The organism is Acinetobacter sp. CIP 102136 (assembly GCF_000369685.1).
Lineage (GTDB): Bacteria > Pseudomonadota > Gammaproteobacteria > Pseudomonadales > Moraxellaceae > Acinetobacter > Acinetobacter fasciculus.
Genome location: NZ_KB850142.1, coordinates 1,839,895 through 1,856,814, shown reverse-complemented (window position 1 = coordinate 1,856,814; position 16,920 = coordinate 1,839,895). Strand labels below are relative to the sequence as shown.

Below are 16,920 nucleotides of genomic sequence, written 5' to 3'. Positions count from 1 at the left end.
GTTACACGTCTTTACAAAATCAAAAAAGCCCCAACTGGGCAAAAAAAGTTGAGGAGTGTGGTTACAGTGACTATAAAAGTTTTGTATTTTTCTGTATAATTTGCCCTCAAATTACATACGCATTGAATTTACATGTCAGATATTAAAACTCTCCGTAACATCGCCATTATTGCGCACGTCGATCATGGTAAAACCACTCTTGTAGACAAACTTTTGCAACAATCAGGTGCTCTCGGTGATCGCGCGGGTGAGATCGAGCGTGTCATGGATTCTGGCGCTATTGAAAGCGAACGTGGTATTACCATTCTTGCAAAAAACACTGCAATCAAATGGTTAGATGAACGTACCAATACTGAATACCGCATTAACATCGTGGACACCCCGGGACACGCCGACTTCGGTGGTGAAGTTGAACGTGTAATGTCGATGGTTGACTGCGTACTTCTTCTTGTAGACTCACAAGAAGGCCCGATGCCACAAACTCGTTTCGTAACGCAAAAAGCGTTCGCACGTGGTTTGAAACCAATCGTGATTATTAACAAAGTGGACAAGCCAAGCGCGCGTCCAGACTGGGTAATTGACCAAGTATTCGATTTGTTCGACAACTTAGGTGCTTCTGACGAACAGTTAGACTTCCCAGTTGTTTATGCTTCAGGCCTTCGTGGTGTGGCTGGTCCTTCTCCAGAAGAACTTGCTGAAGATATGACTCCGTTGTTCCAAACGATCGTAGACATCGTTGAACCACCAGCGGTTGACGTTGATGGTCCATTCCAAATGCAAGTATCTTCACTTGACTATAACAGCTTCGTAGGCGTTATCGGTATTGGTCGCATCCAGCGTGGTTCAGTGAAATTAAACACACAAGTAACTGTAATCGATAAAGATGGCAAAACACGTAACGGCCGTATCTTAAAAATCATGGGTTATCATGGTCTAGATCGCGTTGACGTTGAAGAAGCTTCTGCAGGCGATATCGTTTGTGTAACGGGTATCGATGCACTCAACATTTCTGACACCATCTGTGATCCGAAAAATGTTGAAGCTTTACCTCCATTGTCTGTAGATGAACCTACAGTATCGATGACATTCCAGGTAAACAACTCACCGTTTGCTGGTAAAGAAGGTAAGTTCGTAACTTCACGTAATATCCGTGAACGTCTAGACCGCGAATTGATTCACAACGTAGCATTACGTGTTGAAGATACTGATAGTCCAGACCGTTTCAAAGTATCTGGTCGTGGTGAACTTCACCTTTCAGTTCTGATTGAAAACATGCGTCGTGAAGGTTTCGAAATGGGCGTATCTCGTCCACAAGTAATCATTAAAGAAATTGATGGTGAAAAACAAGAGCCATACGAAAACGTTACTTTTGACGTTGAAGAACAGCACCAAGGCGCTGTAATGGAACAAATGGGTCATCGTAAAGGCGAAATGACCAATATGGAAGTTGACGGTAAAGGCCGTATCCGTATTGAGGCAACTGTTCCTTCACGCGGTCTGATTGGTTTCCGTTCTGAATTCCTGACCATGACTTCTGGTACAGGGATCATGACGTCTAGCTTCTCGCACTACGGTCCAATGAAGCAAGGTACTGTTGCGAAACGTCAAAACGGTGTACTGATTTCTATGGTTCAAGGTACTTGCCTGGGCTATGCACTGTTCACACTTCAAGACCGTGGTCGTCTATTCGCGAAACCACAGTTAGAAGTTTATGAAGGTATGATCATCGGTATTAACTCTCGTTCAGACGACATGACAGTTAACCCGACTAAAGCAAAACAGTTAACGAACGTACGTGCTTCTGGTACTGACGATGCGTTAACGCTGGTTCCTGCGATTGAATATACGCTTGAGCAAGCGCTTGAGTTTATTGAAGATGATGAACTAGTAGAAGTAACACCTAAGTCAATCCGTATCCGTAAGCGTTTCTTGACTGAAAACGAACGTAAACGTAACCGTTCAGGTAAATAATCGCTAGATTATTTCGGGTTTTCAAAAACCGTAATCTTTTCGAAGATTACGGTTTTTTTATATTTACGTTATGCTTAAATCATAATTTACTAAAACGCATTAAACTAAGTCAAAATTAAAAGTATTTATTCAGGTATAATTTGACCCAAAACTTGAAAATAACATATGGGAGCAGTTATGAGCATTATTCAAGAATTTAAAGAGTTTGCGATCAAAGGCAACATGATGGATCTGGCGATTGGTGTCATTATCGGTGGTGCTTTTAGCAAGATCATCGATTCATTGGTGAAAGACATCATTATGCCTCTAATTACCGTGATCACCGGTGGTGGCGTCGATTTTACGCAAAAATTCTTTATCTTGGGAAGAAACCCAGACAATTTACAATCTCTGGATGCTTTGACTAAGGCGGGTGTGAATGTACTGACTTACGGTAACTTTTTAACGATTTTAATTAATTTCTTAATCTTGGCTTGGGTCGTATTTTTATTGGTGAAGTTCATGAACCGTTTACGTAAACAAGAAGGCCCAGTCGAGGAAACTCCGACTACCCCAGCCGATATTGAATTACTGCGTGAAATTCGTGATGAATTGAAAAAGCGTCCACAAGCATAATTCAGTGTATCAAAATTTTCTCTCTCCTTTTAGGAGAGGGTTAGGGGGAGGTGAAACTATTTCTTTAAGAATAAAATAACCTCCATCCCCTTGCGGAATATTGCTTAAAAATCCATCCGAAACTTAATTTCGACCAAATGAAAACCAAACTGGCTTTTAACCGGGCCATGTAATACACGTTCAGCGGCAGTAAATACCAGTTTATCAATCACTGGAACCAGTTGGCCTTTCTTCACTTCACCTAGCTCACCGCCACGTTTGGCAGAATTACAGGTTGAATACTGTTTTGCGATTTTATTAAAGTCGGCACCACTTAAAATCTTCTTTTTAAGCTGCTCAGCGGTTTCTTTATCTTTAACCAGAATATGACGCACAATGGCTGTTTTCATGACTTTTTCCCTCGTACAGTTGACACTTTTTTGACAGGGAGATGGATCTTTTTCAAAGGTTGGCATTCAGGACAAAAAACTGAAGCCCGTTGCCCCAATTTAATATTTTCAAGCGTGGTCTCGCAGTTCACACACATTTCACCGGCACGGCCATAAGCTAGCAGGGTTTGCTGAAAATAGCCATTTTCGCCCATGGCATTGGTGTAGTCTCTTAAGGTTGAACCACCCAGATCAATTGCCTGTTTCAAAATGCGCTTAATTTCCAGCACTAACTTTTCAATCTGCATCAAGCTTAAAGTCGAGGCCGGTTGCGCCGGATGAATCCCCAGATTAAACAGACTTTCAGTCGCATAAATATTGCCTACGCCCACCACCACATGGTTATCCATAATTGCAACTTTGGTGCCAACATTTTTATTCTTCAATTTTTCAAATAAATACTTGGCATTAAAGTTCTCGCTTAAGGGCTCTGGCCCCAGCGTATCGATCAATTTGCTTTGTGATTGTGCATCCAGCCAAAGAATGCAGCCAAAACGGCGAGGATCATGATAACGCAGTTCGATATCTTCAAACTGAATGATTAGATGGTCATGTTTGCGTAATTCTTCATTGCTCTCGCATAGACGGAAACTCCCCGACATGCCTAAATGCCAGAGCATGGTGTCGTGTTCAAACTCCGCCAGAATATATTTAGAACGGCGAGTGAGCTTCAGTAATTTTTGCCCCACCAGCTTTTCTATATTCTCCGGAATAGGCCAGCGCAAACTTGACTGACGTACTTCAACACGTTTTACGCGTTGCTCTAATAAAGGCAATAAACTGGTTTTGGTGGTTTCAACTTCTGGTAATTCAGGCATAACACATCAGTGGCGAGGGAGATGCAGCTAATATTGGGTGAATTGGCTGGGATTGCAAGCGTTAATCTGGGTGAAATCGCTGGAAAATGACTGGGTATTTCATATTTATTTAAGCTGTAATTGCTTAAAGAATAAACTGGGTTTCTATGTTTTTATAGCGAATTTTCTTAGAAGTAAATCGAATGGAAATTATCAATACATTATAAGCTGATGAAAAATATATAAATAATTTAAGATTTTTTAAATAAAAATTATATTTTTATGTTTAAGACATAACTAAAAGTTTAATGAGTAATAAAAAAAATGCTGGGAATTTGTATGAAAAGTTATGTAAATTCATGCACCTAATAGCAATTTAAAAACCTTGCTTGTTTTTCTCTCCGAATGTTTAGGTTTTACATGAAATATTTAGGTCTAGCTCTATTGCCTTTAATGGCTGCCATGACAACCGCTCAAGCGGAATCTGCATTTGATCCACAAGGTCAATATTTACTGGGTGACTGGAATGGTCAACGTACAGAACTGGCCCAACAGGGAATTAAATTTGAAGCCAATCTGTTAACCGATACCGCCTATCTTGCTGATGGTGGTCGTAATGAGGGCGCAGATCCATTAACTTCTGCCCAATTATGGCTAGGTACTCAACTGGACATGGAAAAGCTGGCAGGATGGAATGGCGTCACCGTACGTGCCGTGATGAGTGCACGTCAGGGTCAAAGTACCTCTGTCCGTGACTTGCAGGATCCTAGTGCACCGCAACTGGCCAATGTACAAGGTACTTTCGGACGTGGTAATCAGGATAGCCGTCTGAGCGAGCTGTCTATTGAAAAGAATTATAAAGAGCAGGGACTCAGTATTAAGGCGGGTCGTCTTGGTCTGGGCATGGACTTTAATGTCATGGCTTGTGATTTTGCCAGTACTGCATTTTGTGCAGCGCAAATGGGAAAATGGCAGGGCAATATCTGGATGAATACGCCTGTAGCACAATGGGGTGCGCGCGTGAAGCAGCAACTCAATCCTGAACTTGCAGTACAAGTCGGTGTGTATGAGTTTAATCCAGATAATGGTAATGGCGCTAAAGAAGGTCAGGGCTGGAGTCTGGATACCGACCATGCCGATGGCGTGACGATTCCGGCAGAAGTAATCTGGACGCCGAAATCATTGGTGAATGGCTTGCCGGGCAGCTACCGTGTCGGCGGGATGTACAATACTGCCGATGATGTTGCCAACCAAAAGGATATTGCCAATCCTACTGATGCCAAAAACCGTACCTTTGCCGGCTGGTTAGCTGTAGAGCAACAGTTAACGTCTACAGGTCAGGGCCGTCAGGGTTTGCATTCATTTGCCAACTTTACCTGGCATGACCGCGATACCAATAAAGTGGATAATTCACAACAAATCGGTGTGAAATATATCGGTCTTGCGGACAGTCAACCGAACGACATTTTAGGTCTGGCGGTCAACCGTGTGCATGTGAATGATCGCTTTGCTGATTCACGGCCAGCTTTCAATGCTGATGCAGAATACAATATTGAACTGAACTATAGCTATAACACAACAAAGTGGCTGATGCTGCGTCCAAACCTGCAATATGTCATTAATCCAGGTTCAAGCAACAATGTGGATGATGCACTGGTACTCGGTTTGACTACACGAATCATCTTCTAAAGTTTGATCGTTCACGTTATAACTAAACAGGCTCTTGGGAGCCTGTTTTTATTTCTAGAGTGAAACTGTGCAATAAAAAGAGGAAATACAGCGTGGCATTACTATTTCAACCTATTCAATTTGGATCACTGCAACTTCAAAATAAAATCGTAATTGCGCCGATGTGTCAGTACTCTGCAACAGAGCAGGGGGAAATTACCTATTGGCACGAGCAGCAATGGGCTAACTATGCCTTATCGGGTGCAGGTTTATGTATCGTCGAAGCGACTGCGGTACAGCCAGAAGGCCGGATCAGTTATGCCGATCTGGGGTTATGGAATGACGAACAGGCAAAGCAGATCAAGACTTTACTAGAAAAAGTCAAATCCATCTCCCCGATGCCTTTTGCCATTCAGCTCGCACATGCCGGACGTAAAGCTTCCACAGATAAACCATGGGCAGGTAAAGGTCAGTTTAAGCCGAATGAAGCACATGGCTGGCAAACTGTTTCTGCCAGTGATATTCCTTTTCAGGCCGATGAACATCCACCTAAGGCATTAAGCCAGTTGGAAATTGAGCAGGTCATTGCTGACTTTGCAGAAAGTGCCAAACGTGCAGTTGAGGCTGGTTTTGACCTGATTGAGCTGCATGCAGCGCATGGTTATTTACTGCATCAGTTCATGTCACCACTTTCCAATAAACGTGATGATCAGTATGGCGGTTCACTGGAGAACCGGATGCGCCTGACTCTGGAAGTATTACAAGCCATGAAGGCGGCGGTTCCAGACGGTTATCCGATTGGAGTGCGTATTTCGGCCAGCGACTGGATGGATCAGCCAGATAGCTGGACCATTCACTCTTCAATTGAATTGTCCAAAGCACTGGAAGCTGCGGGTGCTGCCTATATTCATATTTCTAGTGCCGGTTTACATGCCAAACAGAACATTGATGTGAAGCCGAATTATCAGGTGCCTTTTGCAGATGCGATCAAGAAAGTCGTGAATATTCCCGTGATTGCCGTCGGTTTGATTACTGAAGCTAAGCAGGCAGAAGATATTTTACAAAAGGGCCAAGCCGACGCTATCGCACTGGCTCGTGCCATTCTTTATGATCCCCATTGGCCTTGGCATGCAGCGGCAGCACTTGAGGAAAAAATCAAGATTTCACCGCAATATCTGCGCTCTGCACCCCATGGTTTGAATCACCTGTTTGAGCCTTTTTAACACTGCTTTAGTCTCAGAAATTCTTATAATGGAATATCACTGGCAAGAGGATACTGCATTATGATTTTTGCGGTCATTGTGCCCATATTTTTATTGTTGGCGCTGGGTTATCTGACTGTAAAGAGTCAAGTGTTAAACAAAGAACAGGTGGGGACGGTCGGTGCCTTTGTGATTAAAGTAGCCTTGCCCTTGCTGTTCTTTCAGTCCCTTGCCTCCAAAGACCTGCATGAAATCTGGTATTTTGAATACTTTGCCGTGTATAGCAGCGTGACCTTACTGCTCTATGGTAGCGGTTTCTGGATCATGCGCCGTCATTTTCAGAATACGCATTCGCAAAGTGCAGTCTTGTCGCTGGGTGCTGCAATGTCAAATACCGGGCTGATTGGTACAGCTGTGCTTAGCTTATTGATCGGACAACAGGCGATGACCTATACCTCTCTGGTGGTCATCATTGAAAGCGTGTTGCTGATTCCGCTGGTGCTGGTCATGGCTGCGCTGGGCACACAACATCAGGCGAACCTTGGCGCCATTTTGAAAAGTGTGCTACTGACCTTGCTAAAGAATCCCTTATTTATGGGAGTGATGCTGGGCATGGCCTGTGCAGTTTTCCAGATTAAAATTCCAGTCTATCTCGATCAGGTCTTTGCCTTGATTGGTCAGACGGCCTCACCATTGGCCTTGTTTGCCATTGGAGGTGGGATCGTGGGAATGAGTCTGAAATATGTCAACCTGCAAAGTTTCTATCTGGTATTTTCCAGCAATATCATGATGCCGTTATTGATGTATCTGGGACTGAGCCAGTTAACTGATTTAAGTCAGGAAATGGTCCATGCTGGTACGCTAATTGCAGCTTTGCCGATGCCGACGATTTTTGGCATGCTGGGACAGGCGTATGGTTTGAATGATCGAACCTTAACGCCATTGTTGATGAGTACTATTGTCGGTTTTATCGTGACCAGTGGCTTAATTGCCTTGTGGTGGGGATAATCTTTTAGCAGATGGATGCTCTGCTACTAAAAAAAGCCCCAAATTGCATGGGGCTTTTTATATTTTAATTTTGTGGAATTAACTTAACTTTTCTTCGCATGCGCTTTTTTCTGCTCAGCCAGCATTTTGTCTACCGCTGCCAAAGACTCTTTGGCCTGCGGAACATTTTGCTGCGCCAATGCAGCAAAGATTTTCTTAGCTTCTGGCAGATTTTGCGGAACAATACTGCCATTGGCAAACATATTACCTACTGCCATCAGCGCCGGAATATAACCTTTTTTGGCGAGTTCCTGAATGCTGCTTAGGCCTTGCTGAATCGGTTTTTCATCTTTGTTTTTGAGACCGCTGCTGATGTCATATAAGGCTTTGGCATGAATGGCCTGCATATTGCCTTTGCTGATCAGCGGTTGCAGCTTTTGTAGTCCGGCTTTATTTGACGCTGTCGTATTTTCAGAAAATAGCAGTATGGCCAGATCAATGCTGGCATCATCAAATTTGGCTGCTGAAGCGCGTTCCAGATGCTGTTTGGCTTTGGCCAAATCCTGTTTGAGGCCGAGTGTGCCGGCTGCATAGTTTTTACCCAGTACATAATTGGCCACCGGATAGCCTTTGCTGGCTGCCTGCTCGTAAAGCTGAATGGCTTTTTTCTCGTCCTTGGTTGTACCTTGGCCGGTTTGGGTCAAATAGCCTAAGTTATATAAAGCTTGGGCATTTCCCTGACTGGCCAATTGATTCAAAGCGTCATAGGCACCTTTAAAATTATTGGCTTTGACCATGGCCTCAACTTTTTGGAATTGGGGATCGACTTGATCTTTTACGGTATTTGCCAGAGCGAATTGCGCAGAAAGGGCAAGAACTGTAGCGAGTACTAATTTTTTCATGGTTCCTATAACCTTATTATTGCTGGCACCTTATTCCTTGGTGCCGTTTTAATCATTTTCACTTACATCATAAAAGGATTTTGTGCTTTGTAAATATACAATTTGTCACTAAATACAAATCATCGAAGCACAATATACCGATTAAATCGATGCATGATTTGCACAGGTTTCTGATCAATCCTGCAGATATCAAAAGGATTACTTTGCTTCAGCCGACTTCTCTGATTAAATCTCGGTTTGAATCAGACTCCCAGGATTTAACCATGTTTGTCAAAACCATTAAACGTCACTATGACAGAATCAATGCTGATGAATCGATTGCCGATGAAGACAAGATTGATGCGCTGCTGATGAAACTTGGTGCAGAGTTTTTGATGAGTCAGGAAGACCGAGTATATGTCTTTCAAAAAGGTGAACTCACGGCAAAGTTTGATGCCAAACATGCGCGGGCCTATCATTTTAAAGATTATGTGGTAAAAGACATGAACAAGCTGTTTCATGGCTTCTAAAATAAAAAAGCCAAGAATTTTATCTTGGCTTTTTTATGAGTTATGCAGTGATTATTGCGGACGCGTTACATCACCGCTCAAAGCTTCAGGAAGCTCCAGAACTTCGAGACCTAGCTCAGCCAATGCTTCAGGTTTTGCCACGACTAGCGCTTTATAACCATTTTCAATCGCGATGCTATTGACGATTTCAACATCATTATTCAGTTTGGTCGCAACATCAGGCGCGGCACCTGTGCCTTGAACCAGATGTAACCAGTGTTTTGGCTTGGCTTTAAACCATAAACGCGCAATCACTTCCTGACCCAGATAGCAACCCTTGTCGTAGTGAATGCCTTCGCGTTGATGCAAACGTAATTCTTGTGGTTGAAACAGGGTTGCAGTGGCAGCCTGAATCCAGGCCTGACCTGATTCAATGGCTTGCTGTTCCCACATCGTCACATCGGTTTCAGTCGCCACAAAGTCAGTATGAATGCCATTGATGACTGGATAAACTGGACCGACCAGTTCCAGTTTCATTTTTGAAAAGGCACCAAATTTTTTAATATGATTGGTCAGTTCCGTAGCCTGATCTTCAGTGCTGACGATTTCAAAACTTTCCGGACTGATTTTTTTAAGCCACAAGCCAAATTGAATGCGTCCTTTCAGACTGCAGATCGCAGTATAGCGTGTCTGGTTTTCCGCCAAAGTTTCAGTATTCAAAGTCACCTGACCTTGAAGGAATTTTTGTGCATCTACACCATTCAGACTAAACAATGTAAAAGCAGGAGACGCTGCCATAATAAGCCCCGGTTTGAATACTATAAATCAATGCAGTTATTGTGCAGCAAGCATCAAATAGAGGCAAACAAAAAAGCCAACAATCGAAATCATTGGCTTTTAGTGAGCGGATCTTTAGTGGTGATGGCTAGCCGGTAATGGTGAATCACAAGGGAATTTGCCTCCACAGACTCGTACGGTTTCCATCATGCCCTGATCTTCATGGTCAAGGATATGACAATGTTGTACGAAGTCACCTTCAAATTTCTTGTAATGGCTGCGGACAATATAGGTATAGTTTTGTTTTACAAAAAGTGTGTCCTTAAACTGTCCTTTCATGCCACGGTATTGCACATCATCCAGAACTGGATTTACCGGATCTTCTGGGGCTACTGCCTCACTGACATCCTTACCTTGAGGATTCAAAATTTTAACAATCTGGAACGGGTTAACATGAATATGGAACGGATGACCACCAAAACCAGCGCTGGTCAGTTCCCATTCATCAGTCTGTCCAACTTGTAACTGACGGACATATTCGCCATCTACTGAACCATCTCCATCAAAGAAATCTCCAAAACTCAGTGTATCTCCATCTTTTTTATGTCGGAAGCCAAATTTAAATATGCCAGTTCTAGGGTCGGGGCCGAGCGAAAAAGCACTATATTGTTTTGGTCGGGCAGCAACTATTTTATCAATTTCCGGCGTCATCAGTGATGGATGATCACTAAACGCAGAAAGATTAAGCTGAGATAACTGGGTCTGGATGTCTTTGCTTAAACCAATTTTTTGTGCCCGATCTTTCAGGAACTGTGCAGCAGTCTGAGCTTTGGTCTTGGCTGCTTTGACATTGACCCATCCAAGCAGTTGGGCATTGAGGCGGTGATTTGGAGCAATTTGAGGACCTACATTGGGTAATGGCGCGTTAATTTCATCATCGATATTCAATTTGGTGTCAAAAAGGCAGTATCTATTGGTGGTCGGAAAGGCAACCATTGCATCATGACGATAACCAGGATGGAACATGGACAGGGTTCTGGTCTGTACATGATTCATGGTTAAGCCATCTTGCGCGATGGTATGCACATTCAGGCTATTCAGCTTCTCAAATTCAGCTTTCTTGTCTGCCTCCTGATAGGCTGAACAGGCTTTAATGGTTTGCTCTGCAGTAAACTTACTGGAGTCAGGAATTTCCTTAATGATTAAACCAATAGTATCGCGTACACCGCCATGAATCATGCGCCAGCGGTTAAATACATTCTGTTCAACCTTCATTTCTCCCACAATTTTACCGTTGATAGACGTGTAGTAATTCTGGTTGGTCCAGAAGCCGCCAATAGACAGGTCATTATAATTTTCTAGCATGCCTACACCTTCACCTTCACAGTTATTGGGAACAGCAAATGTGACATTAGGATCGGGATTGCTACAGCGATATTGGATTTGCTGGAACAACAGGATGTTTTCGTTGGGGTAACTGTTTTTTTCTTTCCATAGAATATCCATATCTCCAGTTGAAGTGACTTTGCCATTTTTGACTTTTGGTGTTCTTGAGCCTTCAATAATCAATGGGCCTGCCATGCCATTCGACACCTGAAGAGCAGTTGAGCCATGCAGATGGGCATGATACCAGTAAGTCCCTGCAGGATGATTCGGTTCCATTTTGAACTCATAATCAAATTTTTCCTGAGGTTTGAATTTCAGGAAAACATTATCACTATTGCCTTGAGGACTGACCCAGAAGCCATGGGTATGCAGGTTGGTGGTATTAAAGCAGTGTGGTTCATTTACATTCTCGACATGAGTTGGACAGGTTGTTTCTGACTCGGGTGGAAGCTGGTTATTCAGGTTAAGCGCCATGGTTTCACCCTGTTTGACCCGAATCTGTGGCCCGACCAATTGATCCTCAACATATTCACCAGTTTTTTTCTTATCAAATAAACTGGGTTTGGTTAAATAGCCTCTCAGCAGCACCTGATCCCATAAGCCGTTTCTGGGGTTATAGAGCTTGTTAGTCTTATAGGCCACGATCAGCTCATATTTGCCTTTGGCACTTTTCGGTAACAGGGGTGGGTTGCTAATCAAGCTGTCTGATGTTGTCGGAACGGGATGTAATGGCTTGGGTGGAGGTGTGGGGTGTGAGGGATGAGAGGGTTGGGACGGGTTAGGGGGATTTGACGGCGGCGATGGATTTTTTGTTCCATCCCAACCGCGAGCTAAGAGCGTCAAAATGGCGGCTATAGCTCCGAATATTGCGATTTTCAACATTTCAGTTCTGCCTGTTATGGTTATTGTTTTAATGTGAGGATTACGAATAATGTGATATGCGTCACACTGAGCTTCTGATAGTTTTGGAAAATCTGCTATCCCAAATTAGGGGATTGAAATTTTGCTAAATGCGGCGGCAGGACAGGCCTAGGAAAACCAGGGAGACTATATTTTTTTATCTTTAGAAAAATGCAAATAAAATTAATTATTTATTAATGATATTAGTGGTTTATATTAATAATAAAATAAAAATTTAGAGAAATATTTTGCAACATAAGACTAAAGAATGAGGCGAATTATTCAGATTTTTTTAGCAAAAGACCGCTTTAAAGCAAAAATTCTAAAGTCTATGTAACAAATTCTTGCGAAAATACCGATTTTTATAATTAAGTATTTGAAAAATATAAAATTTGGGAAATGCTATTTGTGCAGCGTACAATGCTGCTATTACAAAAGTAACTCATCAATATCTATTGATGAATAAAAATAGAGATAAACGAGGGCAGGCAAGCTTATGAACAACAACTACCGTAAACCGCTGCAATCCACCCAGCTGGAATATTATGACGTGCGACAGGCCGTAGAAGATATTCAGCCAGGCGCATATGCCAAACTTCCTTATACTTCCAAAGTCCTGGCAGAGCAGTTGGTGCGTCGTTGTGATCCTGCCATTCTGGAACAGTCTTTACGCCAGCTGATTGAGCGTAAACAGGAACATGATTTTCCCTGGTATCCGGCACGTGTAGTGTGTCATGACATCTTGGGGCAAACGGCACTGGTCGACCTTGCCGGTTTACGTGATGCGATTGCAGAACAGGGCGGTGACCCGTCTAAAGTCAATCCGGTAGTTCCAACTCAATTGATTGTCGACCATTCACTGGCGGTTGAGTTTGGTGGTTTTGATCCGGATGCCTTTGAGAAAAACCGTGCCATTGAAGACCGTCGTAACGAAGACCGTTTCCATTTTATTGAATGGACTAAAACCGCGTTTGAAAATGTTGATGTAATTCCTGCGGGCAATGGCATCATGCACCAGATCAATCTGGAGAAAATGTCTCCGGTGATTCAAAACCGTGATGGTCTGGCATTCCCGGACACCTGTGTCGGTACAGATTCACATACGCCACATACAGATGCTTTAGGTGTGATTTCAATTGGTGTGGGCGGTCTTGAAGCTGAAAATGTGATGCTTGGTCGTGCGTCTTGGATGCGTCTGCCTGATATCATTGGTGTGGAATTGGTAGGTCAGCGCAAGCCGGGTATTACCGCAACGGATATCGTCTTGGCATTAACTGAATTCCTGCGTAAAGAGCGTGTGGTTGGCGCATATTTAGAATTCTTTGGTGAAGGTGCTGACAGCATGTCGGTGGGTGATCGCGCCACGATTTCCAACATGACGCCTGAGTATGGCGCAACGGCTGCGATGTTCTATATCGACCAGAACACCATTGATTATCTGACCTTGACCGGTCGTGAGCCTGAGCAAGTCAAACTGGTCGAAACTTATGCCAAAGAGATCGGGCTTTGGGCATCGGATATGACCCAAGCGGAATATCCACGTGTGCTGCATTTCGATTTATCGACTGTGACACGTAATATCGCTGGCCCATCGAATCCGCATGCACGTGTATCAACCTCTGACCTGAAAGAAAAAGGTATTGCCGGTAATCTAGATGCTGCTCGCGCACAAGAAGCAGAAGGCTTAATGCCAGATGGCGCGGTGATTATCGCGGCGATTACCTCTTGTACCAATACCTCAAACCCACGTAATACGGTGGCAGCCGGTTTGCTGGCGCGTAAGGCCAATGAATTGGGCTTGGTCCGTAAGCCTTGGGTAAAATCTTCTTTTGCACCGGGTTCTAAAGCGGCTGCTTTATATTTGGAAGAAGCAGGCGTACTTAAAGATTTAGAAAAATTGGGCTTTGGTATCGTGGCCTATGCATGCACGACCTGTAATGGGATGTCGGGTGCACTCGATCCAAAAATTCAGCAAGAAATTATCGACCGTGACCTGTATGCAACAGCGGTGCTTTCGGGCAACCGTAACTTCGATGGACGTATCCATCCTTATGCGAAGCAGGCATTCTTGGCTTCACCGCCTTTAGTGGTGGCTTATGCGATTGCCGGTACGATTCGTTTTGACATCGAAAAAGATGCTTTAGGAAACGATAAAGACGGCAATCCGATTTATCTGAAAGATATCTGGCCATCGGATGAAGAAATTGATGCGCTGGTGAAAGTTGCTGTAAAACCAGAACAATTCAAAAAAATCTATATTCCGATGTTCGACTTGGGTGTGAATGAAAAAGCAACAAGTCCGCTGTATGACTGGCGTCCACAAAGTACCTATATCCGTCGTCCGCCGTATTGGGAAGGGGCTTTGGCTGCACCGCGTACATTATCGAATATGCGTCCGCTGGCGATCTTGGGCGATAACATCACCACCGACCATTTGTCACCATCGAATGCCATTGTGCTTGACAGTGCTTCAGGTGAATACCTGAAAAAAATGGGCGTGCCTGAGGAAGACTTTAACTCTTATGCAACGCATCGCGGTGATCACCTCACGACGCAACGTGCGACTTTTGCCAACCCGAAACTGTTTAATGAGATGGTAGTGCGTTCAGACGGCACGATCAAGCAGGGTTCGAAAGCGCGTGTGGAACCTGAAGGCGAAGTAATGCGGATGTGGGAAGCGATTGAAATCTACATGAACCGTAAACAGCCGTTGATTATTATTGCTGGTAAGGATTATGGTCAGGGTTCGAGTCGTGACTGGGCAGCGAAAGGTGTACGTCTGGCAGGTGTAGAAGCAATTGTCGCTGAAGGTTTTGAGCGTATTCATCGTACCAATCTGGTCGGTATGGGCGTGTTGCCGCTTGAGTTTAAGCCGGGTACAGATCGTAAGACTTTAGGTCTTGATGGTACAGAGCTGTATAGCGTGATTGGTAATATTGCGCCACGTTCGACTTTAACTTTAGTGATTGAGCGTTCAACCGATGATGGTAAGAACCAGATTATTGAAGTTCCAGTCACTTGTCGTCTGGATACTGAAGAAGAAGTACATGTGTATGAAGCGGGTGGGGTATTACAGCGCTTTGCACAGGATTTCTTGGAAGGAAATGTGGCTTAATCTTTTTTTTTAATCACCCCTAGCCCCTCTTTGAAAAAGAGGCGAACTCCCCATTGCTGTCCCACAATTTTTCACAAGAGGAAGCTCATTTGAGCTTCCTCTTGTTTTATGGGTATTTTATCGGGTGAAAATAAAGCTTTTAAAGTTCTTCTTTCAAACAAATTCACTTGAATTATTCTGAGTAAACGTTGAACTGTCCAACCTGTTTTCCCTAAATGTTGAGCGAAACTCACCAATAAATAGGCGATCATCGCAATCCAGATTTGTGTCTGAATTGCGTTCCTGCTGCGGCCTAGAAACGCTTTTAATTTGAGATTCTGCTTAATCGCCTTAAAGAACAGCTCAACTTTCCAACGATCTTTATAAATCGCCGCAATGGTGGAGGCGGCTAAATGAAAGTTATTGCTGAGAAAGCTAAAGTGCTTGCCACTTTGCTGATCTCTATATTCAATTCTTCTTAACACTGGGGCTTTTCTTTTTAGGGCATGTGCGCTATTCAGCTGAATGGTTTCATCTTTTAGAATACCTTTGGATTCAAGCACTGGATGTTGCTGGATCACCTGATACACAGATTTAGGCCTAAAACGTGTGACAAATCCAATGTTTTGAGCAGTCAGATTTGCATACCATTGGTAATCGACATAGCCTTTATCAAAAACTACAATGCTGCCAGCAGGAAACTGGAATTTGCGGCCTTGTACCATGTCATTTTCTTTGCCATTTTCAACTGCAACAAACTCAGGAATATCATTGCTGTGATTCAATCCTATGCTGAGTTTCATGCTGGCTTTTGAGTCGTGAACTTTGGCCCATTCACATAAGGAAAGCGACAGGTCAATATGACTGGCATCCAAGGAATACAAGGGATTCTTAAAGCGAAATTTATGAGCTACTTTTGAGTGTTCATAGTATTTAAGCAACTTGTAAAATAGCTGTTGATACAAGGCAGCAGGCTGCTGCTCATTGATTCGTGCCAGCGTGCTTCGGGGAATAGACTTTGCTCCGAGATGACTTAGCTTTTCCTGTTGGCACTCCAAATTGGATTGAATATCTCTCAGACTTTGTCTACAAGAGAATTGAGACATCAATATGGCAATAAACTGATCCCACCGGGAAGCCGCTCTAAATTTCTGTCCAACATGGTGTACTTTAGCAAGTTGTTCAAAATCCTGTCGCACAACAGGTTTAATTAGCTCATGAAATACGGTATTCTGATGTGACAAAACCTGAATCCTGGTCGTTAAAGTGTTTGTTTGCACTCATATTTTAACTGTTAGGACTCAGGTTTTTTTATTTAAAGCAAACTATGGGACAGCAGTGGGGAACTCCCTACTTTTTTAAGGAGGGTTGGAGTGGATTAAAGTTGTTGATATTGTTTAAAAAAGACCCTACTGTGAAGTGGGGTTTTTATTTAGAGCATTAATGTCTTTATCAAGAAAATACAAACAGGTACTTTTCTTTTTAAACTTAAGCAATTGAGCTTCCTCAATGATTAAAGACGTCTATAACTTTAAGGGAATATAAAATTTCATATGGCTATGGTGATAATTTTGTATTAACGCACTGCGCTATACTTGGCCTTATGCATCACTTATCTCAATGTTATTAAACTAGTTAACTTGAAAAAAATAATAAATTATCACTTAATTAATAAGTTACTAAATAATAATTAGAAATACTACTT

13 protein-coding genes are annotated in these 16,920 nt (G+C 43.1%); 7 read left to right on the top strand and 6 right to left on the bottom strand.

Annotation, left to right across the window (positions count from 1 at the left end; translation table 11 throughout):
- Positions 1–132 precede the first annotated feature (132 nt).
- Positions 133–1,971 (top strand): translational GTPase TypA, encoded by a 1,839-nt coding sequence (gene typA / locus F893_RS14305; protein ID WP_004281716.1) that lies wholly within the window; start codon positions 133–135, stop codon positions 1,969–1,971.
- Positions 1,972–2,148: 177 nt separating this feature from the next.
- A complete protein-coding gene (gene mscL, locus F893_RS14300) occupies positions 2,149–2,586 on the top strand; it encodes a large conductance mechanosensitive channel protein MscL (protein ID WP_005252728.1) in 438 nt (145 codons plus the stop codon).
- A 104-nt stretch (positions 2,587–2,690) separates the two neighbouring features.
- Here mscL and F893_RS14295 read toward each other — a convergent pair whose 3' ends face one another.
- Both F893_RS14295 and mutM read right to left on the bottom strand, forming a co-directional pair.
- A complete protein-coding gene (locus tag F893_RS14295) occupies positions 2,691–2,975 on the bottom strand; it encodes a peptidylprolyl isomerase (RefSeq protein ID WP_004281718.1) in 285 nt (94 codons plus the stop codon).
- A complete protein-coding gene (gene mutM / locus F893_RS14290) occupies positions 2,972–3,832 on the bottom strand; it encodes a bifunctional DNA-formamidopyrimidine glycosylase/DNA-(apurinic or apyrimidinic site) lyase (RefSeq protein ID WP_005104147.1) in 861 nt (286 codons plus the stop codon). Before mutM ends, F893_RS14295 begins: the two co-directional genes overlap by 4 nt.
- A gap of 399 nt (positions 3,833–4,231) precedes the next feature.
- Here mutM and F893_RS14285 point away from each other — a divergent pair, with 399 nt between their 5' ends.
- From F893_RS14285 to F893_RS14275, 3 genes are all read left to right on the top strand, one after another.
- Positions 4,232–5,500 (top strand): carbohydrate porin, encoded by a 1,269-nt coding sequence (locus F893_RS14285; protein ID WP_005252726.1) that lies wholly within the window; start codon positions 4,232–4,234, stop codon positions 5,498–5,500.
- A gap of 92 nt (positions 5,501–5,592) precedes the next feature.
- The gene (locus F893_RS14280) at positions 5,593–6,702 is read left to right on the top strand and encodes an NADH:flavin oxidoreductase/NADH oxidase (protein WP_005252724.1); all 1,110 of its coding nucleotides are present in this window, start codon (positions 5,593–5,595) and stop codon (positions 6,700–6,702) included.
- 60 nt (positions 6,703–6,762) lie between these two features.
- Positions 6,763–7,689, top strand: coding sequence for an AEC family transporter (locus F893_RS14275; RefSeq protein ID WP_004281722.1), 927 nt, complete (start codon positions 6,763–6,765; stop codon positions 7,687–7,689).
- An 83-nt stretch (positions 7,690–7,772) separates the two neighbouring features.
- Here the strand turns inward: F893_RS14275 and F893_RS14270 are convergent, their stop codons facing one another.
- Positions 7,773–8,570 carry a tetratricopeptide repeat protein gene (locus F893_RS14270; protein ID WP_005252721.1) on the bottom strand — a complete coding sequence of 266 codons (798 nt, stop codon included), beginning with the start codon at positions 8,568–8,570 and terminating at the stop codon, positions 7,773–7,775.
- Between the two features lie 263 nt (positions 8,571–8,833).
- Here F893_RS14270 and F893_RS14265 point away from each other — a divergent pair, with 263 nt between their 5' ends.
- Positions 8,834–9,079 (top strand): hypothetical protein, encoded by a 246-nt coding sequence (locus tag F893_RS14265; protein ID WP_004645929.1) that lies wholly within the window; start codon positions 8,834–8,836, stop codon positions 9,077–9,079.
- 51 nt (positions 9,080–9,130) lie between these two features.
- Here F893_RS14265 and F893_RS14260 read toward each other — a convergent pair whose 3' ends face one another.
- Entirely contained in the window at positions 9,131–9,856 is a 726-nt protein-coding gene (locus F893_RS14260) for a CAF17-like 4Fe-4S cluster assembly/insertion protein YgfZ (RefSeq protein ID WP_004281725.1), read from the bottom strand.
- A gap of 114 nt (positions 9,857–9,970) precedes the next feature.
- On the bottom strand, positions 9,971–12,103 hold the full coding sequence (locus F893_RS14255; protein WP_005252718.1) for a multicopper oxidase family protein: 2,133 nt from the start codon (positions 12,101–12,103) through the stop codon (positions 9,971–9,973).
- A gap of 514 nt (positions 12,104–12,617) precedes the next feature.
- On the opposite strand from F893_RS14255, the gene acnD reads away from it, so the two are divergent.
- Positions 12,618–15,236, top strand: a complete 2,619-nt coding sequence (gene acnD, locus F893_RS14250; RefSeq protein WP_004281727.1) for a Fe/S-dependent 2-methylisocitrate dehydratase AcnD — start codon at positions 12,618–12,620, stop codon at positions 15,234–15,236.
- Between the two features lie 71 nt (positions 15,237–15,307).
- Here the strand turns inward: acnD and F893_RS14245 are convergent, their stop codons facing one another.
- The gene (locus tag F893_RS14245) at positions 15,308–16,459 is read right to left on the bottom strand and encodes an IS4-like element ISAbe18 family transposase (RefSeq protein WP_004646736.1); all 1,152 of its coding nucleotides are present in this window, start codon (positions 16,457–16,459) and stop codon (positions 15,308–15,310) included.
- Between the last annotated feature and the right edge of the window lie 461 nt (positions 16,460–16,920).